Raw genomic sequence first — 22,842 nt, forward strand, 5'->3', positions numbered from 1 at the left:
TAAATAAAAAGATTATAAAGAAACGTTCTGTTTTAGAGTATAAAAGGGAGTGAGTAGTAACAATGAGTAATGAAAACATCGTCGTAGTAGGCGGAGGCCTAGCTGGTCTTATGGCTACAATCAAAGCCGCTGAAGCAGGTGTACATGTAGATTTATTATCTCTTGTACCTGTTAAACGTTCTCACTCTGTATGTGCGCAAGGTGGAATCAATGGTGCGGTTAATACCAAAGGGGAAGGTGACTCTCCTTGGGAACACTTTGATGATACAGTTTATGGTGGGGACTTCTTAGCGAACCAACCACCAGTTAAAGCAATGTGTGAGGCAGCACCAAGCATTATTCACATGTTAGACCGTATGGGAGTTATGTTTAACCGTACACCAGAAGGTCTCCTTGATTTCCGTCGCTTTGGTGGAACTCAACACCACCGTACTGCATATGCAGGAGCAACTACTGGGCAACAATTACTATATGCACTTGATGAACAAGTTCGCCGTCATGAAGTGGCAGGTCTTGTAACGAAATATGAAGGATGGGAATTCCTTTCTTCTGTAGTTGATGAATCTGGAGTAAGTCGTGGGGTTATGGCTCAGAACATGACGACACATGAAATTCGATCCTTCAGAGCTGATGCAACGATTATTGCTACAGGTGGCCCTGGAATTATCTTTGGTAAATCCACGAACTCTGTTATCAATACAGGTTCTGCGGCTTCATCCTTATACCAGCAAGGGGCTGTTTATGCAAACGGTGAGTTTATTCAAATCCACCCAACTGCCATTCCAGGAGATGACAAACTACGTCTTATGAGTGAATCAGCTCGTGGTGAAGGTGGACGAGTATGGACGTACAAGGATGGAGAACCTTGGTATTTCTTAGAGGAGAAGTATCCAGCGTATGGTAACCTTGTTCCTCGTGATATCGCAACACGTGAAATATTTGATGTTTGTGTTAACCAGAAGCTAGGTATTAACGGAGAAAACATGGTTTATCTTGACCTTTCTCATAAAGATTCCAAAGAGCTAGATGTTAAGCTAGGTGGAATTATTGAAATTTATGAAAAATTCGTAGGAGATGACCCGCGTAAAGTTCCTATGAAGATTTTCCCTGCTGTACACTATTCTATGGGTGGATTGTATGTAGATTATGATCAGATGACGACCATCCCTGGAGTATTTGCAGCTGGAGAATGTGATTTCACACAGCATGGTGGTAACCGTTTAGGTGCTAACTCTCTTCTTTCTTCTATTTATGGAGGAATGGTTTCTGGTCCGAATGCTGTGAAGTACATTCAAGGTTTAGATAAAGTTGCAGAAGACATGTCTTCTAAGCTGTTTGATGATAAGCTAAAAGAAGAACAAGACAAGTTCGAAGCTATCATGAACATGAACGGCTCGGAGAATGCTTATCAAATCCACAAAGAGCTTGGTGAGTGGATGACGGATAACGTTACTGTTGTTCGTAAAAATGATAAACTGCTTGAAACAGATAAGAAGATTCAAGAATTACAAGAACGTTTTAAAGATATCAATGTTAATGACACTACTCGTTGGAGTAACCAAGGCGCCATGTTTATTCGTCAATTAGAAAACATGTTGCACCTTGCAAGAGTTATAACAATTGGAGCTTATAACCGTAACGAAAGCCGTGGAGCTCACTTTAAACCAGACTATCCTGATCGTAATGACGAAGAATGGTTAAAGACAACAAAAGCATCTTACAATCCTGAAAAGAATGCACCAGAATTCAGTTATGAAGAAGTTGATACTTCCTTTATTGAGCCACGTAAGCGAGACTACTCTAAGAGCAAAGGGGGTAATTAATGATGAGTGAAGATAAACAAGTTACACTTATTGTGACACGACAAGACGATCCGGAATCAGCACCTTATGATGAAACATTTAAAATTCCATACCGTAACAATATGAACGTGATTTCAGCTCTGATGGAAGTTCGTCGTAACCCTGTCAATGCTAATGGAGAAGCAACCACCCCTGTGTACTGGGATATGGGTTGTTTGGAAGAAGTATGTGGTGCATGCTCTATGATTATCAATGGAAAACCTCGTCAATCATGTACAGCGTTAGTAGACCAACTAGAGCAACCAATCCGTCTAGCGCCAATGTCTACTTTCCCGGTTATGCGTGACCTTGGTGTGGACCGTAGTCGCATGTTTGATTCTTTGAAGAAGGTAAAAGCATGGGTACCAATCGATGGTACGTATGATCTTGGACCAGGACCTAAAATGGCTGAAAATAAGCGTCAATGGGCATATGAGCTTTCTAAATGTATGACATGTGGTGTATGTTTAGAAGCTTGTCCAAACGTAAATAGTAAATCCGATTTCATTGGCCCAGCAGCTATTTCTCAGGTTCGTTTATTTAACTCCCACCCTACAGGAGCAATGAATAAGAATGAACGTTTAGAAGCATTAATGGGTGAGGGTGGTTTAGCTGAATGCGGAAACTCTCAGAACTGTGTTCAATCTTGTCCTAAAGGTATTCCTTTGACAACATCCATTGCTTCTATGAACCGTGAGACTGCTTTACATTCCTTCAAGAGCTTCTTTGGAAGTGACCACGAAGTAGAATAAGAGTAACCTCAAATTCGGATATACTGGTAATAGTTAATTTCCAGGTTAGTAAGTAGATGAAGTTGGAAGGATCCTGACATGTCAGTTGATATGTCAGGATTTTTCTTTGTCGTAATGAGAATATTTATGTAAGGGTACATATTAGTAGGCTGCTGTAAAAAAATAACGTGTGAATCTAAGGGGTAGAGAATAATGAAGAGAACATCCTATATAGAAAGTCCAGAGAATTGGGTTAAGGAGTTTGTGTTTTATGTACCTGTGAAAGTTCGCTTCTCAGAAACTGATATGTTCGGACATATGAACAATACTGCTCCTTTTATTTATTTTGAGGAAGCTAGAATTGAATTTATGAAATCACTTGGAATTTTTGATATAGCTAAATCTGAATGGCAGAGCATTCCTGTTGTTGCAGATTTGCAATGTGACTTTCATCAACAAATCTATTTTGATGATCAACTTACACTTTATGTAAAGGTGAATTATATAGGTACAACTTCATACGATTTACACTACTTAGCACTCAATCAAAGTAATGAAGTTTGTTTAACGGGTAGAGGACGAGTTGTCCAAATCAATAAAGACACTGGGAAACCTGTCGAAATTCCCCAGGAAATAAAGGGACTACTTGTTCCAAAATAATCGGTTAGGATATGATAAGGTCAGGATAAGTTTACTAGCTTTTCAATTTCTATCTCTGTAAGGAAAGGAGTAATTATATTTATGAAGAAACTCAACACATTCATTCAATCGAATAAGATATATTTCATCCCCATTATATTCTTGCTTCTTTCTATTTATCTTATAACGGTTATATTAAAGTATCCTTATATTGGTATTGATGTTGACAGAAATTCAAATCATCAATGGGTTGTTTCTGATATAGCCCCTCATAGTTGGGCAGATAAAAATAATATCGAAGAAGGTACTGTAATTGAATTAATTGACGGTGTGAAACCAGGAGAATATACAACTGTCCAATTGTTTGAGACGGTTGAGAAAGCATCTACTATTACAATGCAGCTAGAAGAATCAAAAACATTTACTCAAATTGAGGAAGAAGTTAGTTTAGATCAATGGCTCTTTTATATTATTTTTCCTTCTGTATTTATGGTAATCATGTTCCTTCTCTCATTATTTATTCTTATACATAAAAAACACAGTCAGGCTGGACAGAAACTTATTCTTTTCTTTCTTGCCTTAGGTCTTGCTTATTTAGCTGGAAGTGGGACTGCTAGAGGAGAATACATTTCTTCTTTAATAAATACATTTATGTTTCTATCTACTCCTGCATTACTACTGCAGTTTATTGATTATTATTTTAAAGAGTTAAATAAAACTTGGTTTTCTAGTCGTATTTATCAGTTTATGATAGGGATTGTACTTATCATAACTGTTGTTGAAGCCATATTCTTCTTTGTTCACGCTTATCCTAACTGGTACGCAAGTTTTATTTCTGTTACTTTTGTTGTATTTGCACTAGTGGCATTTAGTGTGATTTTCAAAGGGTATTTTATCTATAAAGAATCAGAATACGCACCAATATTACAGTACTTGATTTTTGGCCTTGTTGCGTCCTTTGTTCCTTTTACATTTATATCACTCGTCCCTCAATATTTATTCGGAGTGAACCTATTATCAGCAGAAGTAGCGCTTCTATTTCTATTAACGTTACCTCTCACCTTCATTTATCTGATTAGTGCACAACGGTTATTTGATATTGATTTCGTTATAGGGAGAGTACGCTATTACGCATATGTGTCTATAATTCCTACCGTATTATTATTGTTAATAGTTATGATAGTGGTCGATTATGACTGGCATATTAAGCACGTATTTCAGCTATTCTTCTGCATTATAAGCGTTCTTATATTGTTCCTTTATATAAAAGAAATCTTCGACTTTCGAATTCAGAGAAATCTTTTCTCTGAAAAAAATAACTATCACCAAAGTTTGCAACGATTTGTCCAGGAAATGAAGAAGGAAACGAATGCTATAGACTTATTTAAACGATTAAAACGTGAGCTTATAGATGTAATTGGAGTAGACAATATCTATATATATTCAAAAAATACAATTTCTAATTATTATTGTGTGTATTACCCTATTGATGGGAATTTAATGGCAGAATGCGAACAAAGGGTAAGGGAAACGAATGCTGAAGCAGGTACGCTTGTCAATCTTAAAGAACATGAGGGGTATGTATTGATAATAGGGCATACCATTAGTAAGATTACCTATTTATATTGTTCTGAAAAACCCAATAAAACAGTTTTGAACATTGATGAGAAGGCCTACTTACAAACAATGGCGTATAACACCCATATAGCTTTAGAAAATCTTTTATTAATTGAGGATTTATTTCAAGAACTTCAACATATGAAAAGTGATGACCAACAGAAATATCCTGCATGGCTTTCACGGCTGCTGTTTTCATTATCAGATAATCAAAGGAAGCAAATAGCTGTTGACTTACATGATTCAGTATTACAGGAACAACTTTATATTTATAGACAAATGGATGACTTTATAAATCGCTATAATGCTCAATTGCATCCAGAGGTGTTGGACAAGCTGACCTTATTTAGGGAACAAATGCTAGATAACATACATTTAATACGTGAGACTTGTAATGAGCTTAGGCCTCCTTTTTTAGAAGAATTAGGACTTGTTCCTTCATTAGGAAATTTAATCAATCAATATCAACTCCGTTCTAACTTTACGGTTCAGTTTGATAGCAGTAAGTTTAAAGCAGAACTAGACAATGAGTATATTTTAGGTATATATCGTATTGTTCAAGAGCTACTAACAAATGCAATGAAGCATTCAAAGGCTGATAAAGTGTTGTTGATATTGAAGAATACAGAAGACAATGTGGAGCTTCAATATATGGATAATGGGGTTGGTATGGATATGGACAACAAGATCGAAACCTTTTCCCATATGGGTCTTTCTGGAATTGAGCAAAGGGTGAACGGTTTGAACGGTCAACTTTCAATAGAAACCCAGCCGAATCAGGGGTTTAGGTTAAATATTATATTTTATAGTGCGACTACAAACGATGGAAGGGGTTCTATATGATTCGTATCTTAATAGTAGATGATCACCCTGCTGTTGGTACAGGGACAAAGACTTTACTAGAACAAGAAGATGATATGGAAGTAGACGTCATATCTGATAGCTTACAAACGGAAAACAAATTATTTGAGAAGGCATATGATGTATTGTTGTTAGATTTATATATGCCAGGCTTAAATGGTATTGAGTTGGCCAAGCAAATTAAAACGACCTATCCAGATATGAAAGTTTTAATTTATACGGGTTTTGACTTAAGCACCCATTTTAATCTACTAGTTGAATCTAATATCTCCGGGTTCGTCAGTAAAACAGCTTCAAAGGAACAACTCGTAACAGCGATACAGTGTGCTCTTAGAGAAGAAGTAGTGGTTCCCTTGCATTTATTTAAGCAATTGCGTCGTGCTGAAGCAAAAGTTAATGATACCACATCAGATGGAGACGAAAAGGCGCTTGCAATTTCTCTTAATGAGAAGGAGCATAATATATTGAATGAAGTATCGAAAGGATTTACTAATAAACATATCGCGCAAAATCTTCATATGTCTCAGCGTAGTGTGGAATACACTTTAACAGGCATTTTTAACAAACTGGAAGTACGCTCAAGGACGGAAGCTTTAATGAAAGCGAAAGAACTTGGATTGATTTCAGAAATATAAAATTGGGATGCCTTTATTTGGAACGGCTGTGCTTTCACCTTCATAAGATGTAAAGACTAAATAATTACCCTCGTAACTGCAGCTCTATGTCAGCAAGGAGGGGTTAATGCTTGAAGGAGAAAGACTATAAGCCGAAGCAACTACTGACGAAAAGGGAAAAAGAAGTCTTTGAATTGCTTGTGCAAGACAAGACGACGAAAGATATTGCCCAGGAACTTTTTATTTCGGAAAAGACTGTGCGAAATCATATTTCAAACGCTATGCAGAAGCTGGGCGTTAAGGGGCGTTCTCAGGCTGTTGTTGAGCTCCTTCGCATGGGGGAACTCAAGCTATAGTGGAGGGCCGACTTTCTACGGGAAGTCGGTTTTTATTTCACTTAAAAAATTTGACCATTTAAAAGGGTCAAAGTATAAGTATAACTAAGCTTTGTAACTCCATAAAAAACTTGCTTCATGGCGAGCCTTCTTAATCATTCTTATTATTTATGAGTGTTTATTCCGATAAACAACAGGTAATTTACAATAGTATGTTCTTGCAATTTTCAGTGAAAACCGTAACAATTAATCTATTGAGTGATTTTTGAAGGAGGAAAGCCTTTTGAATCAGAGCACAATTACTGAAGAAAAAATTGCTGATATAGAGAAAAAATTACGACATATATCTGGAATTATTAAGCAAAAAGGAAGAGAAATATTAAATCACTATCCCATAACCCCACCACAATTTGTAGCATTACAATGGTTATCGGAATCAGGTGATATGACAATTGGAGAATTATCGAATCAAATACATCTTGCTTGCAGCACGACTACCGATTTAGTAGATCGGATGGAAAAGAATGCGCTAGTGGAGCGAGTCAGAGATCCTAAAGACCGCCGTGTTGTGAGAATTCACCTATTAGAAAAAGGTGAATCGATAATTCATGAAGTGATTGAAAAGCGACAGGCATATTTAGAAGATGTGTTACGAAGCTTCTCAGATGATCAAATTGATGTATTTCGTGGACTATTAAACACTATGCATGATGAGATGACAGTGATTCAACAGGAAAATCAGACGAACAACGAGAATTCATAAAAAGAGGCGATAGATGTTGGACCGACCTATAGGAGTTATTGATTCAGGAGTAGGCGGAATGACCGTAGCTAAAGAATTAATGAGGCAACTTCCAAATGAAGAGTTAATTTATTTAGGGGATACATTACGATGCCCTTATGGTCCTAGACCAAAGGATGAGGTTGTAAAATATACATGGGAAATGGTTCGTTTTTTACTCGATAGAAATATAAAAATGCTTGTTATTGCATGTAATACAGCTACTGCATTTACATTAGAAGAATTAAAGGATGAGTTGGACATTCCTGTTATTGGTGTTATACAGCCAGGTGCAAGAGCTGCTATTAAAACCTCTGAAAACCTACATATTGGAGTAATAGGTACAGAGGGGACAATAGAGAGCAAAGCTTATACGAATGCCCTTAAACATATAAATCCAAATATCTTTGTGAATGATCTAGCATGCCCTCCTTTTGTACCAATGGTTGAACAGGGGATTTTCAAAGGTCCAAGAGCAAAGCATGTTGTATCGGAAACGTTAGAACCCATGAAACAAGCCAATCATATCGATACATTGATATTAGGCTGTACACACTACCCGTTGTTGCAAGATACCATACAAGAGGTAATGGGAGAGGAGATAACCATTATTTGTTCGGGTGATGAAACAGCAAGAGAAGTCAGTGTTATTTTAGATTACTATCAAACTCTTTTTTACGGTGACCGCATTCCGCAGCATCAATTTTATGCAACAGGTGACCGAGAGCTTTTCGAGAAAATAGCAAATGAATGGTTTGAAGAACCGATAGGATTTATCGAAGTAATCGAATTATAAAATACTTACAATCTGCTACTCTAAAGTGGCAGGTTTTTTGTTGTTTAACGAAAGAGCTATATTATGGAAGACTTGGATTCGGGGCAATTTATTGGGTAGGGAGTGGGTCCGATACTTAAAAAGGATTAGGGATGGGTGTAGCATTCGAACTCTCGACAATACGTAGGGCATCTTCTAGCGGACATATATGCTCTTATTTACTGTAAAAACCCTTTTTTGGAGGAGCGAACGGACATATGATACCTTGTTTGGTAAAAAAACACACTCGATTAAGGTGATTTAGGCCAAATAGCGAACTGAATGTCCGTTGCAAATGGAAAATACCCTTGAAATCGAAGGATAAGAGACTATATGTCCGATAGCACAGCATCATTTTGCGTCATAAACTATTCCTTGCTTCGTAAATACCATTATTGAGAAAACGTCCCACTTTAATCGGGCCTCCTATCTTCTCGCGAAACTCTTTCCCCATAATATCTCAATCTCAAGTTTTCAACATAATGAGGCTTAATTGGAATAGATCAATATTATACGCTTGTTTTATCTAACCAACAGTTAACTTTAATAAAACCATTTTGAAACGTAGCATAACAATATCCGCCCATAAAATTTCCTCCATGCTGGTCTAATTTAAATTATGGCTCGTATATATGGTAGTACAAACCATCATAGGAGGCGAAAAACATGCGAAAGCGTGCTATGTTATTTATGGGTATGTTTGCAAGTGTCACACTGCTATCAGGGTGTGTTTTTCAAGGGGAACAATCATTAGAAGAGATGGACACTCCACCAGAAGAAGTGAATGAGCAAGCAGGAGAGAACACCGAGCAAGACGCTTCTTCTGATGAGAACGCTGAAAATAGTGAGCAAGATAAGCAAGAGGTTGTAGTTTCAGAAACAGTTGATCGTCAATTATACTTATTAGATGAGAATGGTATGGTCGTACCACAGACATTACCTTTACCTAAATCTGAGTCCAAAGAAGTTGCTCAGCAAGTTCTTGAATACTTAGTTAAAGGTGGACCAGTAACAGAGGTGCTTCCAAGTGGGTTCCAAGCTGTATTACCCGCTGGCACTCAAGTAAATTCATTGAATTTGAAAGATGATGGTACACTTGTAGTCGATGTGTCTAAAGAATTTACAGACTACCGTGCTGAGGATGAATTAAAAATTTTACAGTCATTAACTTACACCTTGACTCAATTCGATAGTGTGAACAAAATTAAATTACAAATTAATGGATACGAAACAGACGTAATGCCTGTGAACAGCACGCCGATATCTGATGGATATTCAAGAGCAAATGGTATAAACATTCATGTAGGCGATGTGGCTGATTTAACAAAAAGTGAGTCTGTTACAGTATATTATCCAGCACAACATGACGATCAGTATTATTATGTACCAGTAACAAAACGAATCGATGCTTCAGAAGATAATATGTATGAAGCTATTGTTCAATCATTGGTAGAAGGTCCTGATTACCAATTGAACTTGTTGAATGTGTTTAATCAAGATGTAGAGCTTATGGATGAGCCGTCCTATGAAGATGGAGTTCTTACATTGACGTTTAATGAAAATGTTCTTAGTAATTTTGAAGATCAATCAATATTATCAAATGAAGTAATGGATTCATTGGTTCTATCTCTTACTGAACAGCCTGGTGTAGAAGCAGTATCAGTAAAGGTTGAGAATTTTGACCAAGTATTTACAGAGGAAGGGTCAGTTATTGCAGAGCCTGTGTCACGACCTCAAATGGTCAACACAAGAAGTTTTTAAATTATCGGAATGGGTTATAATAAAATGAAGACGAAGAGGCTAAACTTTACTAGCCTCTTTTTTCATTCCTAATTATGTTCTATTTAAACTTTCACAGTAAAATATGTTACGATGAGCAAGGATAGATGAAGGAGGAGCAAGAAATGAGAACGGATGAACGAAAAGAAGATGAACTAAGACCAATACATATGGAAGCAGGTTATGTGAAACATCCTGAAGGGTCTATTTTAATAACCGTTGGTGAAACAAAAGTAATATGTAATGCAAGTATTGAAGATCGTGTCCCTCCTTTTATGAGAGGTCAAGGGAAAGGCTGGGTTACAGCAGAATATGCAATGTTACCTCGTGCTACTCAACAGCGAAATATTCGAGAATCCTCGAAAGGCAAAGTATCTGGTCGTACAATGGAGATTCAGCGTTTAATTGGACGTGCGCTACGAGCTGTAGTGGATCTTGAAAAGTTTGGTGAACGCACACTTTGGGTTGATTGTGATGTTATCCAAGCAGATGGTGGTACACGTACAGCATCCATAACAGGTGCATATGTGGCTATGGTCTTGGCATTCGGTAAGTTAGTTGAGAATGGCACGATTAAAGAACTTCCAATTAAAGATTATCTTGCAGCTACTTCTGTAGGGGTATTATCAAATGGGAGTGAGATATTAGATCTTTGCTATGAAGAAGATTCAGAAGCTCAGGTTGATATGAATGTAGTCATGACTGGAAATGGAGAATTTGTTGAATTGCAAGGTACAGGGGAAGAAGCTACTTTCTCTTATACACAACTTCAAAAAATGCTTGAATTAGCACAGTCAGGTGTAAAAGAATTATTTGATAAGCAAAAAGAAATTATGGGAGAATGGACAGCTCATATAGATCGTAACCGTAATCAATCTTCTTAAAAAGGATAATGTACAATGAAAAAATTGATTGTGGCCACTAAGAATCAAGGAAAAGTAAACGAGTTTCGTGATATGTTTTCTAAATATGGTATTGAGACGTATTCTCTGAATGATCTAGATACACCTATGCCAGATGTTGAGGAAACAGGAACGACATTTGAAGAAAATGCTCAATTAAAAGCTGAAACAATTGCCGACTTTCTTCAAGTACCAGTGCTAGCAGATGACTCTGGTTTGGAAGTTGATGCATTAAACAAACGACCTGGAGTATTCTCTGCAAGATTTGCAGGAGAGGAAAAGGATGATCAACGTAATCTTGAAAAGGTGCTGGATGAATTAAACGGAATAGAAAATCGTGAGGCTAGATTTGTATGTGCACTGGCTTTAGCAATACCAGGAAAAGAAACGATTTTTGAGCGAGGCACATGTGAGGGAAGGATAGCAACTAAATCATTTGGAGAAAGTGGATTTGGTTATGATCCTATATTTATCCCTAAAGGATACGAGGAAACGTTTGCGCAGCTCCCTTCAGAGGAAAAAAATCAAATGAGTCATCGCAGTAGAGCTATACAACAAATGGAGACCTCCATCCAGGACATTTTAACGTAAGGGGAGATCACCGTGCCAAAAGTATTAATTATCAGTGATAGTCATGGCTTGTCAGATGAAGTACAGAAAATTAAAGATCGCCACTCAGATGAAGTGGATGGTATGATCCACTGCGGCGATTCAGAATTACCTTTCGATGATAACGCCATGGACCAGTTTCAAAAGGTTCAAGGAAATTGTGATATGGACGAACGGTATCAAGAAGAATTAGATTTCACTATAGGGGACTTAACCTTTTTTGTGACGCATGGACATTTGTTCCGAGTGAAATCTACCCTCATGCCATTGTCATATCGTGCGGATGAACTTGGAGCTCAAGTCATTTGCTTTGGTCATTCTCATACTGCAGGAGTGGAAATGGTAGATGGAAAGTTATTTATTAATCCAGGTAGCATTCGCTTACCAAGAGGAATAACTGAGAAAACATATGCAACCCTGTATTGGGAAGATCCCTCTGTTGTAACGGTAGAATTCTTTACAGATCAAGGTGTAGTTATACCCGATTTGACCTATACTGCAGATTTTCAGACAGAAGAATAAAATTCTTCTGTCTGAACCCATTGACATTTCACGAATAAATTCATATAATTATTTTTGTTCGCTTCACACACGAAGTAATTGTAGAATACATAATATACATAAATAACATCTTTCTTGCGGGTGTAGTTTAGTGGTAAAACCTCAGCCTTCCAAGCTGATGTCGTGGGTTCGATTCCCATCACCCGCTCCATACATAAATACAAACTAATCTATGTCCCAGTAGCTCAGCAGGATAGAGCATGATCGATTAAGCTACTTGGAAAAGACCTCAACGCACCAAACGAGCAACATCTTGAAAAATCATCCCGAGTTTGGGGCGACGGAGTTACACTTAAGAAACATTGTTTTACTAACGAAATATTTTTACTATGTCCCAGTAGCTCAGCAGGATAGAGCAACGGCCTTCTAAGCCGTAGGTCGGGAGTTCGAATCTCTCCTGGGACACTTCGTTTAAGAATTGAAAGAAAGACATTAGGTGCTATACCTAATGTCTTTCTTTTTATTATGGCTAAGTAATCAATCTTTGCTATTTATTAGCTATCAGGTATTAAGTATAGATTGAAAAAATATTATTCAGTAGAAGAGGCATAATTTTGAAGACTAGGATTCGAGATAATTAGGTGGATCAGATGCGTAAGAAGAGCAGGGTTGGGGAGGAAGCAACTTGCTTTCCTGCTGCCTTAATGATTGGTATCACTAACCTTTTTTTCCGGGGGAGTCACGCTGTTTTCCTACCCAACCCTGATATGTTGTTAGTCTTCAAATCGAAGAAAAAGATACTTTATGTCCGTTAGCACTGCATCACTTTGCGTCCTAAACCAAGCCTTCAAGATAATGGGGCGATTAAGGAATATCACCTTGGTTGTGCTACGAATAAGTATTCTCAATATATATTTTCGTCAAAGAATGTTATGATGTTTTCAAGTGAAGATATTTAAACATTCATTTGGAAAAAGGAGTTTGTAACTTGATATCGAATGTATGTTTAGGAGTACGTGTATTTGGAGAATGATGAATACTAGGTTAAAGGATACATATGATATAAGAAAATCAAATAAAGAGGGGAGGGACAACATGACCAAAGAAAAAGCAGATGTCGTTATATTCCCGAAATGGAAAACATCTTTAGAAGAAAATGGCCTAGCAGCTTTGAAGGCAAAAAAATATGAAGAAGCACTTGAACATTTTGATCAATTGATACAATTTGAAGCTGCAAATTCTGAAGTGCTGACTGGTAAATTAATTGCTCTGATGGAGTTAGGTAGATACACAGAAGCAGAAATAATTTGCCGTGATTTAATGAAGTTAGATGACGGACATTACTTTCAATACTTACATATTTATTTAACTGTGTTATTTCAAACAAGCCAATATGAAGAATTGATCGATTTACTAGATGAAGTTTTCAAATCAGATGATATTCCACAGGAACTTAGACAACAATTCTGGCAATTATATGACATAACTGAAAAGCTGAAAGTAGATGAAACAAAAGCTGAACACATGGAAAGTTTAGATGAGTTTTTAGTTGCATTGGATACAGAAGATGTGAAAACACAGTGGCAACTTTTATCTAAACTTAGGAAAACAAGTATTCAGCCTTACTTAAATGATGTTGCTCCATACTTAAAAAAAGAACATATTCAACCTGTCATTAAAACTGCATTGCTACAATGGATGCAGGAACAACAAGTTGAAAGAAATGTTGAGGTCCAAAAACTTGGAGATTCAATTATAGTAAATCCCAGTGAGTTATCGGATATCCTCGCTCACCCTTCATCTATACATATATTGAACTTATTAAATGAAGTGGAACAAAATAATCCAACCTTATATGAGTTTATTCAACAGTTACTATTCAGGTATATGTACGTCAGATTTCCGATTATGCCAGAGGATAAAGATTTACCATCTATAGCTAAAGCATTGTTTGAGCTAAGTTCTACATATCTACAGCTTGAGAATGAGCCGTTTCCTATGTCATCCTCGATACCAGAAGATTCAGTGGATGTTTGGAAGCAACAAATTGAATACTATGAAGTTCATTATTTCTCTGTATTAGATGAATAATTTTGTATGTTTTTACGGGAATATCAATGTATTCCTATTAATCAAATCATCATATGGTTGATTGTTGAAAGCAGAAAGTATTATGTTATAATAAGGTGGTTGCAATTTATACACTGCCTTCTTTTGTATGTAGATTACGAAACAACCATTATACACAATGAATGTATTAATAGATTTTGGAGGGAAAATCATGTCAGCAAAATGGGAAAAGTTAGAAGGAAACGAAGGTCAATTAACAGTAGAAGTAGATGCGGAAGAATTTGACCAAGCCTTAAACCAAGCATTTAAAAAAGTAGTTAAAGACGTTCAGGTGCCAGGATTCCGTAAAGGTAAAGTACCTCGTCCAATTTTTGAACAACGTTTTGGTGTTGAGTCTCTTTATCAAGACGCTCTAGACATCATTCTTCCTGAAGCGTACTCAAACGCTCTTCAAGAAACAGGAATCAACCCAGTTGATCGCCCAGAAGTAGATGTAGAGCAAATCGAAAAAGGCAAAAACCTTATCTTTACAGCAAAAGTAACAGTTAAGCCTGAAGTAGAACTTGGCGAATACAAAGGTCTTGAAGTAGAAGAGCAAGACACTGAAGTAACAGATGAAGATGTAGAAAACGAACTACAACAACAACAAGAAAAGCAAGCTGAATTGGTTGTTAAAGAAGAAGGTACAATTGAGAATGGCGATACAGTAGTAATGGACTTTGAAGGGTTCGTAGATGGAGAAGCGTTTGAAGGCGGACAAGCAGACAACTATTCTCTAGAAATCGGTTCTGGCACGTTCATTCCTGGATTCGAAGAGCAGCTTGTAGGCAAATCTTCTGGAGAGGAAACAGAAGTAGAAGTTACATTCCCAGAAGAGTATCATGCTGAAGAATTAGCAGGAAAGACTGCAACATTCAAAGTTAAAGTACATGAAGTGAAAACAAAAGAACTTCCTGAACTTGATGATGAATTTGCTAAAGACGTAGACGAAGAAGTAGAAACTCTTGCTGAACTTAAAGAGAAAACAAAAGCTCGTCTACAAGAAGAAAAAGAGCGTGAAGCAGAGAACACGAAACGTGAAGAGCTTGTTAACAAGGCAACTGACAATGCTGAAATCAACGTACCAGATGCTATGGTAGACACAGAACTTGATCGTATGGTTAAAGAGTTCGAACAACGTCTACAAATGCAAGGTATGACGATGGACATGTATTTCCAATTCACAGGTCAAGATGAGAACGCGCTTAAAGAGCAGATGAAAGAAGATGCTAGTAAACGCGTGAAAACAAACCTTGTACTTGAAGCAATTTCTGAAGCAGAAAATGTTGTAGTTACAGAAGAAGATGTAAATGCAGAGCTAGAAAACATGGCTTCCATGTATCAAACAGATGTTGATAACTTGAAGCAAATGCTAGGTGGCAATACAGACGCAGTTGAAGAAGATCTTAAAATCAAAAAAGCGATCGACTTCCTTGTAGCAGAAAGCAAATCTGCATAGTCAACACTAGAAACAAGGCGCGACATGATCGTGCCTTGTTTTTTACTAAAAAAACAAAAAGTTGTCCTACTTTTACTGCCATTTCTTACATATACATATAGTATAGATTGTATTTGAAGCATTCCATAAAGGTGTTACCTGGATTTATGTCACAAGTTATTCTTCGTGAATTTTTGAAATGAAGTATGGAATGTTCTCTCTTATGGAAAAATACATATCACATATCGAACTTCTTCTACTATCTAATTATTACAAATGAGCATGTTGTTGTTTAGCTATTTAGTTCACCTTAAATGATTGACTTCTTTTCAGCACATGTACATAATGAATACAAATGACAGGAAAGATTGTTTTTCAGAGAGTTTTTTACTTTTAGTACTATATATAATTTGATATGATGACGTAAAGAAGCGTTTTTATATTCTATGTAATGTTAATATTAAGTTTATGTATAGATTTGTTGTGACTTATACTTTGAGAGGTGAAAAGCATGTTTAAATTTAACGAAGAGAAAGGGCAGTTGAAATGTTCTTTCTGCGGCAAGACTCAAGATCAAGTCCGTAAGCTTGTAGCTGGACCAGGAGTTTATATATGCGATGAATGTATTGAACTATGTACAGAAATTGTTGAGGAAGAGCTAGGTAATGAAGAAGAAGTAGAATTTAAAGAAGTACCTAAGCCTCAAGAGATTAACTCCATTCTTGATGATTACGTAATTGGTCAGGATTATGCTAAGAAGTCATTGTCTGTAGCTGTTTATAACCATTATAAACGTATCAATGCCGTGCAGAAGCAGGATGATGTGGAGCTTGCTAAAAGTAACATCCTAATGCTTGGTCCTACAGGTAGTGGTAAAACACTACTTGCACAAACATTAGCTCGTATTCTAAATGTACCGTTTGCTATGGCGGATGCTACTTCATTAACAGAAGCTGGTTATGTAGGTGAGGACGTAGAGAACATTCTTCTAAAGCTAATTCAAGCTGCTGATTATGATGTAGAAAAAGCAGAAAAAGGTATTATTTATATTGATGAAATTGATAAAGTTGCACGTAAGTCAGAAAACCCATCTATTACACGTGATGTGTCTGGCGAAGGTGTTCAACAAGCGCTACTAAAAATTCTAGAGGGTACCGTAGCAAGTGTTCCTCCTCAGGGTGGACGTAAGCATCCTCATCAAGAATTTATTCAAATCGACACAGCTAACGTTCTATTTATTGTCGGTGGAGCTTTTGATGGAATTGATCAAATTGTTAAACGCCGTCTTGGTAAAAAAGTAATTGGATTTGGTTCTGAAGATAAGAGTGCCGAAGATATGGATAAAGGAGAAGTACTTACAAAAGTACTACCAGAAGACCTATTACGTTATGGTTTAATTCCTGAGTTTATTGGTCGTCTTCCAGTTATTGGAGCACTAGAGCCACTTGATGAAGATGCCCTAGTAGAAATTCTTACTAAACCTAAGAATGCTCTTGTTAAGCAATATCAGAAGTTATTCCAAATCGATAACGTAGAATTAGAGTTTGAAGAAGAAGCACTTCGTGAAATAGCTCGTAAAGCCATTGAACGTAAAACAGGTGCTCGTGGTCTTCGTTCCATTATTGAAGGCATCATGTTAGATGTTATGTATGAGCTTCCTGGTCGTGAGGATATTGAGAAATGTATTATCACACCAGACACGGTTACAAAGGAAAATGGGCGTCCGAAGTTTGTACTAAGTGATGGCACAGTAAAAGATGAAAATGAAACTCCAAAAGAGAGTGCTTAATAATAAAACAGTAGCCTTAGGGCTACTGTTTTATTCTTGTCTAGGAAATTATAATCGGAGTTAGGTTGTGAATCACTTTATAAATTCATGATGTAAGATACAGTATCACAACGACTAGTTTGCTCCCATCGCCTCCTTACGCAGCATACTAGTCACTAGCCGTGCACTTGCGCTTATGTAATGAATAATCGTAACTCAACATATGGTGAAGTATGTGATGGCAGAATTTCATGCCTTCCCAAGGTTTAATGTGTTCATTTGCGGAGATACTAGCTGATAACATTAAAGATGAAATGCAGGAGGAATCTTTTATGACATTAGCTGGTATTGCTCTTTTCGTGCAACTTTTCTTTGGCATCGTAATTGGGTTGTATTTTTGGAACTTATTAAAAAATCAACGTTCTCAAAAAGTTACGATTGACCGCGAATCAAAAAAAGAGCTTGGTGAGCTTAGGAAAATGCGCCAAATCGCATTATCTGAGCCACTTTCTGAGAAAGTAAGACCGAAAACGTTTGATGACATTGTTGGCCAACAGGATGGTATAGAGGCATTGCGAGCAGCTATATGTGGTGCGAACCCTCAACATGTTATTATTTATGGACCTCCAGGAGTTGGGAAAACGGCAGCAGCAAGGTTAGTGTTAGAAGAAGCAAAACAAGTTACGGAGTCACCTTTTAGAACGGATGCTGTTTTCGTTGAATTAGACGCTACCACAGCTCGTTTTGATGAACGCGGGATAGCCGATCCATTAATCGGTTCTGTCCATGATCCAATTTATCAGGGGGCAGGAGCAATGGGGCAGGCTGGTATTCCACAGCCAAAGCCAGGAGCCGTGTCCAACGCACATGGTGGGGTATTATTCATCGATGAAATTGGTGAGTTACATCCCATTCAAATGAATAAATTATTAAAAGTACTGGAAGATCGAAAAGTGTACTTCGAAAGTGCTTATTATAGTGAAGAGAATCAGCAAATCCCTTTACATATTCATGAGATTTTTAAAAAAGGGTTGCCTGCTGATTTTAGGATGATTGGAGCTACAACAAGACGTCCTGAGGAAATCCCACCTGCGATACGATCTCGCTGCTTAGAGGTCTTTTTTAGAGAGCTTGAGCATGAGGAAGTTATCGAAATAGCTAGGAAAGCAGCAAATAAGATTCAGTTTACTGTTGAAGAAAAAGGTTTAACCACCCTTGCAGATTATGCGAGGAATGGTAGGGAAGCAGTGAACATGATTCAAATTGCTTCTGGAATTGCGAAGAAGGCTAATAAAGAATCAGTAAGTAGAGCGGAAATCGAATGGGTAGTCGATGCATCTCAGTTAGCTCCACGCTACGAAAAGAGAATATATGCTCAAGATCAGGTTGGTATAGTAAATGGATTGGCTGTTTATGGGCCGAACTCAGGATCCTTATTAGAGATAGAAGTAAGCGTTCTGCCAACCAACCAACAAGGAGCAATTAATATTACGGGGATTGCGGAAGAAGAGAGTATTGGTAGTCAAAGTAAGTCCATTCGAAGAAAAAGTATGGCCAAAGGTTCTATAGAGAATGTGATTACAGTTCTTCGTTCCCTAGGTGTTCCAGCGCATGAATACGACATCCATGTGAACTTTCCAGGTGGTATTCCTGTTGATGGCCCATCGGCCGGAATAGCAATGGCGGTAGGGATTTATTCAGCCATTCACAAAATCCCTGTGCGCCATGACCTTGCTCTGACCGGTGAAATAAGCATTCATGGCCACGTTAAGCCGGTTGGTGGTGTAATGTCTAAAATTAAAGCTGCTAAACGTGCAGGAGCGAATAAAGTCCTCATTCCTGCTGAAAATAATCAAGCAATGTTTGATAAAATTGAAGGCATACACATAATTCCGATTCATCACATCCAAGAAGCATTGACGTTATGCCTGGCAGGAGATATACAATCGTTACTAAAAGAGAAACGCCTATTACCTAATCCAAAGCGAAATACTCAATCTTCGTGAGTGAAGAAAATAGGCCAATCGTCTAGTTAGAATAGTTTACATTGATATAGCTTTTCTATATACTTTTAAAGAACCATATTGTTAAGTGAAAAGAGCGTTGTCTTGAGAATAAAAGGCATGCTCTCTTTCACTTATGAGAGAAAAAGAGAGCTTCACTCCTCTTCAGAATAGGGAAAGAGGATAAAGCGTACAAATTACGAATAATAAGAAGTAGTATATATATGGAGGTGTTAGCATTATGACTGATACAACTATTAAACAGATTCCCCTCCTTCCTTTACGTGGGTTATTAGTATATCCTTCAATGGTCATGCATTTAGATGTGGGCCGGGATAAATCAGTAAATGCAATTGAAAATGCAATGGTAGAGGACAACATCATCTTTCTTACTGCCCAAAAAGAAGTGAGTGTAGATGAACCGACAACCGATGACATTTATACGATTGGTACTGTAGCGAAAATTAAGCAAATGCTGAAATTGCCAAACGGGACGATACGTATATTAGTTGAAGGCTTATACCGTGGTAAAATTGATGAGCACATTGAAGATGATGAATATTTCAAAGTTAAGTTTAATGAAGTAGAAGAAGAACATGGCGATCAAAATGAAGAAGAAGCACTTATGCGTAATTTGCTGGAGCAATTTGAGCAATACATAAAAGTGTCGAAGAAAATTAGCGATGAAACACTAGCTTCTGTTAAAGATATTGATGTGCCAGGTCGACTAGCTGATATTGTTACTTCTCACTTATCGTTAAAGATTAAGGATAAACAAGAAGTGTTAGAAATAGCGAACGTCCCAGACCGTCTCAAACATATTATCGAACTAATAAATAATGAAAAAGAAGTAGTTCATTTAGAGAAAAAAATCGGACAACAAGTCAAGAAATCAATGGAACGTACCCAAAAAGAGTACTATCTTCGTGAACAAATGAAAGCCATCCAAAAAGAACTTGGTGAAAAAGATGGCAAATCCGGTGAAATTGCCGAGCTGAAAGAAAGAATCGAAAATGCTAACATGCCTGAGCGTATTGAAGCAGTAGCATATAAAGAGCTTGATCGATATGAAAAGATTCCAAGTAGTTCAGCTGAAAGTTCAGTAATTCGTAATTATATTGAATGGCTTGTAGTTCTACCGTGGACAGAAGAAACGGTCGATAACTTAGATATTCCACATGCTGAACAAATTTTAAACGAAGATCATTATGGGTTAGATAAAGTAAAAGAACGGATTTTAGAGTATTTAGCTGTTCAAAAGCTAACCGAGTCCATTAAAGGACCAATACTATGCTTAGTAGGACCACCGGGAGTTGGGAAGACATCGTTAGCTAAATCCATTGCTCGTTCGATGGACCGTAACTTTGTGCGTGCTTCTTTAGGTGGTGTCCGCGATGAAGCCGAAATTAGAGGTCATCGTCGTACGTACGTTGGTGCAATGCCGGGACGAATTATTCAAGGTATGAAGAAAGCAGAAACGGTTAATCCCGTCTTTTTATTAGATGAAATTGATAAAATGGCAAGTGATTTCAGAGGCGATCCTTCCTCAGCTATGCTTGAAGTATTAGATCCAGAACAAAACAGCAACTTTAGCGATCACTTTATTGAAGAGACTTATGACCTTTCCAATGTGATGTTCGTTGCAACAGCAAACAATATGGCGACAATCCCTGGACCTTTATTAGACCGTATGGAAGTTATTACGATAGCTGGTTATACAGAAGTAGAAAAACTTCATATCGCCAAAGAGCATCTACTTCCAAAGCAAATCAAAGAAAACGGATTAAAGAAAAGTCAACTTCAAGTACGTGAGGATGCATTACTAAAGCTGGTCCGCCAATACACAAGAGAAGCCGGTGTTCGTGGATTGGAACGTGAACTCGCAGCTGTATGTCGTAAGGCAGCCAAAATATTAGTGTCAGAAGATAAAAAGCGTGTTGTCGTAACTGAAAAGAAATTAGAAACCTTATTAGGTAGACCGAAATATCGATATGGACAAGCAGAAAAAGAGAATCAAGTTGGAACAGCTACAGGACTGGCATACACGTCAGCAGGTGGAGATACACTATCAATAGAAGTTTCATTATACCCTGGTAAAGGAAAACTTACCTTAACAGGTAAACTGGGTGACGTTATGAAGGAGTCAGCTCAAGCAGCATTCAGCTATATACGCTCTCGAGCTGAAGAATTGCAAATTGATCCTGAATTCCCTGATAAGAATGATATTCACATTCACGTACCTGAAGGAGCTACTCCAAAAGATGGGCCATCTGCTGGTATAACGATGGCTACAGCCCTTGTATCAGCACTAACAGGACGTCCAGTACGGAAAGAAGTAGGAATGACCGGGGAAATCACCTTACGTGGTAGAGTCCTTCCTATTGGTGGATTAAAAGAGAAATCACTAAGTGCTCATCGAGCTGGATTGACGACAGTAATTATGCCTGCTGATAACGAAAAGGACTTAGAGGATATACCTGAAAGTGTGCGAGATAGCTTAACATATATCCCAGTCCATCATCTTGATGAAGTGTTAGACAAAGCATTAGTGGAGGAGAAATAATGAAAATCAACCAAGCGGAACTTGTTATAAGTGCCGTAAGTCAAAAGCAATATCCAAATGAACCGTTACCGGAAATTGCCTTAGCCGGACGTTCAAACGTGGGGAAGTCCTCTTTTATTAATCAGCTTATACAAAGAAAAGCATTAGCTCGAACATCCTCAAAACCAGGAAAAACGCAGACATTGAACTTCTATAAATTAAATGAGGCGTTTTTCTTTGTGGATGTTCCTGGTTATGGATACGCCAAGGTATCTAAAACCGAAAGGGAAAAATGGGGAAAAATGATGGAAGAGTATTTTTCCAATCGTCAAAAATTAAAGATGGTCGTCATGATAGTAGATATTCGTCACGATCCATCTGAGGATGACAGGATGATGTATGATTTTCTAAAGCATTATCGTTTGCCCGTTACTGTAATCGCAACGAAGCTAGATAAGATTAAAAGAGGTCAGCGCGCTAAGCAGCTAAAACGTATAATTGAAGTGTTAGAGCTAGAAGATGAAGACACTCTCATTCCTTTCTCTGCCGAAACGGGGGAAGGGAAAGACGATGCTTGGCGAACAATTCGCTCATATATTGGTAAATAATAAAAAAGGTTCCATGCTATGGAACCTTTTTTATTTTATAGCGAAATTATAAAATTCAATGCTTGTGTATAACTGAAAAAGTGATGCGGCCACGTCCAGCTCCAGCGCCCAGCGACTAGCAAACTTCCTGCCCCTCCTTACGATAAGTCAACATCGAATCGCTTGCGCTCTTCGTGTTTCCTTTATCTCATACGTAGCCGTCCAGTTTGTACGTCGCTAAGCGGGCGCTTGCGCTTTTGTTCTGTGTACAGTAGTACGTTTTGCTATAACTTGTTCTTCTGATGGGCACTTAAGAAAATCTCAGTTGCGTCATGAATAATCTGTTTCTATAACTGTCCAAAAAATTAGAT

At 37.6% G+C, this 22,842-nt stretch carries 18 protein-coding genes and 2 tRNA genes; all 20 read left to right on the forward strand.

Annotated features, from left to right (window positions below):
* Positions 1-62: 62 nt before the first annotated feature.
* The 20 genes from sdhA to yihA all read left to right on the forward strand — a co-directional run bounded on the left by sdhA (position 63) and on the right by yihA (position 22,492).
* Entirely contained in the window at positions 63-1,823 is a 1,761-nt protein-coding gene (gene sdhA / locus N782_RS04110; RefSeq protein WP_036816523.1) for a succinate dehydrogenase flavoprotein subunit, read from the forward strand.
* Between the two features lie 2 nt (positions 1,824-1,825).
* Positions 1,826-2,593, forward strand: a complete 768-nt coding sequence (sdhB, locus tag N782_RS04115) for a succinate dehydrogenase iron-sulfur subunit (protein WP_036816682.1) — start codon at positions 1,826-1,828, stop codon at positions 2,591-2,593.
* A gap of 192 nt (positions 2,594-2,785) precedes the next feature.
* Positions 2,786-3,232 (forward strand): acyl-CoA thioesterase, encoded by a 447-nt coding sequence (locus N782_RS04120; RefSeq protein WP_036816526.1) that lies wholly within the window; start codon positions 2,786-2,788, stop codon positions 3,230-3,232.
* An 81-nt stretch (positions 3,233-3,313) separates the two neighbouring features.
* Complete coding sequence (locus tag N782_RS04125; protein WP_036816528.1) at positions 3,314-5,671, forward strand: ATP-binding protein; 2,358 nt, start codon at positions 3,314-3,316, stop codon at positions 5,669-5,671.
* The gene (locus N782_RS04130) at positions 5,668-6,324 is read left to right on the forward strand and encodes a response regulator transcription factor (protein ID WP_036816531.1); all 657 of its coding nucleotides are present in this window, start codon (positions 5,668-5,670) and stop codon (positions 6,322-6,324) included. The genes N782_RS04125 and N782_RS04130 overlap by 4 nt, the downstream gene beginning before the upstream one ends.
* Before the next feature lie 110 nt (positions 6,325-6,434).
* Positions 6,435-6,659, forward strand: coding sequence for a helix-turn-helix domain-containing protein (locus N782_RS04135; RefSeq protein ID WP_036816533.1), 225 nt, complete (start codon positions 6,435-6,437; stop codon positions 6,657-6,659).
* A gap of 262 nt (positions 6,660-6,921) precedes the next feature.
* Complete coding sequence (locus tag N782_RS04140) at positions 6,922-7,401, forward strand: MarR family winged helix-turn-helix transcriptional regulator (protein WP_036816536.1); 480 nt, start codon at positions 6,922-6,924, stop codon at positions 7,399-7,401.
* Between the two features lie 16 nt (positions 7,402-7,417).
* Positions 7,418-8,215, forward strand: coding sequence for a glutamate racemase (gene racE, locus N782_RS04145; protein ID WP_036816686.1), 798 nt, complete (start codon positions 7,418-7,420; stop codon positions 8,213-8,215).
* A gap of 684 nt (positions 8,216-8,899) precedes the next feature.
* A complete protein-coding gene (locus tag N782_RS04150; protein ID WP_036816539.1) occupies positions 8,900-9,994 on the forward strand; it encodes a GerMN domain-containing protein in 1,095 nt (364 codons plus the stop codon).
* Positions 9,995-10,137: 143 nt separating this feature from the next.
* Positions 10,138-10,896 carry a ribonuclease PH gene (gene rph, locus N782_RS04155; RefSeq protein WP_036816541.1) on the forward strand — a complete coding sequence of 253 codons (759 nt, stop codon included), beginning with the start codon at positions 10,138-10,140 and terminating at the stop codon, positions 10,894-10,896.
* A gap of 15 nt (positions 10,897-10,911) precedes the next feature.
* On the forward strand, positions 10,912-11,505 hold the full coding sequence (locus N782_RS04160) for an XTP/dITP diphosphatase (RefSeq protein WP_036816542.1): 594 nt from the start codon (positions 10,912-10,914) through the stop codon (positions 11,503-11,505).
* 12 nt (positions 11,506-11,517) lie between these two features.
* The gene (locus N782_RS04165; protein WP_036816544.1) at positions 11,518-12,045 is read left to right on the forward strand and encodes a metallophosphoesterase; all 528 of its coding nucleotides are present in this window, start codon (positions 11,518-11,520) and stop codon (positions 12,043-12,045) included.
* Between the two features lie 116 nt (positions 12,046-12,161).
* Positions 12,162-12,235 (forward strand) — tRNA-Gly (locus N782_RS04170).
* Between the two features lie 180 nt (positions 12,236-12,415).
* Positions 12,416-12,489: transfer RNA gene (locus tag N782_RS04175), tRNA-Arg, on the forward strand.
* Positions 12,490-13,119: 630 nt separating this feature from the next.
* The gene (locus N782_RS04180) at positions 13,120-14,115 is read left to right on the forward strand and encodes a tetratricopeptide repeat protein (protein WP_036816547.1); all 996 of its coding nucleotides are present in this window, start codon (positions 13,120-13,122) and stop codon (positions 14,113-14,115) included.
* 190 nt (positions 14,116-14,305) lie between these two features.
* A complete protein-coding gene (gene tig, locus N782_RS04185) occupies positions 14,306-15,592 on the forward strand; it encodes a trigger factor (protein WP_036816549.1) in 1,287 nt (428 codons plus the stop codon).
* A gap of 490 nt (positions 15,593-16,082) precedes the next feature.
* Positions 16,083-17,360, forward strand: coding sequence for an ATP-dependent protease ATP-binding subunit ClpX (gene clpX, locus N782_RS04190; RefSeq protein WP_036816550.1), 1,278 nt, complete (start codon positions 16,083-16,085; stop codon positions 17,358-17,360).
* A gap of 311 nt (positions 17,361-17,671) precedes the next feature.
* Positions 17,672-19,345 carry an ATP-dependent protease LonB gene (gene lonB, locus N782_RS04195; protein ID WP_036816551.1) on the forward strand — a complete coding sequence of 558 codons (1,674 nt, stop codon included), beginning with the start codon at positions 17,672-17,674 and terminating at the stop codon, positions 19,343-19,345.
* 238 nt (positions 19,346-19,583) lie between these two features.
* Complete coding sequence (gene lon, locus N782_RS04200) at positions 19,584-21,905, forward strand: endopeptidase La (RefSeq protein ID WP_036816552.1); 2,322 nt, start codon at positions 19,584-19,586, stop codon at positions 21,903-21,905.
* Positions 21,905-22,492 carry a ribosome biogenesis GTP-binding protein YihA/YsxC gene (yihA, locus tag N782_RS04205; RefSeq protein WP_036816553.1) on the forward strand — a complete coding sequence of 196 codons (588 nt, stop codon included), beginning with the start codon at positions 21,905-21,907 and terminating at the stop codon, positions 22,490-22,492. The genes lon and yihA overlap by 1 nt, the downstream gene beginning before the upstream one ends.
* Positions 22,493-22,842: the final 350 nt, after the last annotated feature.

The organism is Pontibacillus yanchengensis Y32, from assembly GCF_000770635.1.
Classification (GTDB): domain Bacteria; phylum Bacillota; class Bacilli; order Bacillales; family BH030062; genus Pontibacillus; species Pontibacillus yanchengensis.

Excerpts from the sequence above, each read along its gene's own strand:
- clpX (WP_036816550.1), top strand. The coding sequence starts at position 16,083 with ATGTTTAAATTTAACGAAGAGAAAGGGCAGTTGAAATGTTCTTTCTGC.
- N782_RS04160 (WP_036816542.1), top strand. The coding sequence starts at position 10,912 with ATGAAAAAATTGATTGTGGCCACTAAGAATCAAGGAAAAGTAAACGAG.
- N782_RS04125 (WP_036816528.1), top strand. The coding sequence starts at position 3,314 with ATGAAGAAACTCAACACATTCATTCAATCGAATAAGATATATTTCATC.
- lon (WP_036816552.1), top strand. The coding sequence starts at position 19,584 with ATGACTGATACAACTATTAAACAGATTCCCCTCCTTCCTTTACGTGGG.
- N782_RS04130 (WP_036816531.1), top strand. The coding sequence starts at position 5,668 with ATGATTCGTATCTTAATAGTAGATGATCACCCTGCTGTTGGTACAGGG.
- sdhA (WP_036816523.1), top strand. The coding sequence starts at position 63 with ATGAGTAATGAAAACATCGTCGTAGTAGGCGGAGGCCTAGCTGGTCTT.
- N782_RS04120 (WP_036816526.1), top strand. The coding sequence starts at position 2,786 with ATGAAGAGAACATCCTATATAGAAAGTCCAGAGAATTGGGTTAAGGAG.
- N782_RS04150 (WP_036816539.1), top strand. The coding sequence starts at position 8,900 with ATGCGAAAGCGTGCTATGTTATTTATGGGTATGTTTGCAAGTGTCACA.
- yihA (WP_036816553.1), top strand. The coding sequence starts at position 21,905 with ATGAAAATCAACCAAGCGGAACTTGTTATAAGTGCCGTAAGTCAAAAG.
- tig (WP_036816549.1), top strand. The coding sequence starts at position 14,306 with ATGTCAGCAAAATGGGAAAAGTTAGAAGGAAACGAAGGTCAATTAACA.
- N782_RS04180 (WP_036816547.1), top strand. The coding sequence starts at position 13,120 with ATGACCAAAGAAAAAGCAGATGTCGTTATATTCCCGAAATGGAAAACA.
- rph (WP_036816541.1), top strand. The coding sequence starts at position 10,138 with ATGAGAACGGATGAACGAAAAGAAGATGAACTAAGACCAATACATATG.
- lonB (WP_036816551.1), top strand. The coding sequence starts at position 17,672 with ATGACATTAGCTGGTATTGCTCTTTTCGTGCAACTTTTCTTTGGCATC.
- sdhB (WP_036816682.1), top strand. The coding sequence starts at position 1,826 with ATGAGTGAAGATAAACAAGTTACACTTATTGTGACACGACAAGACGAT.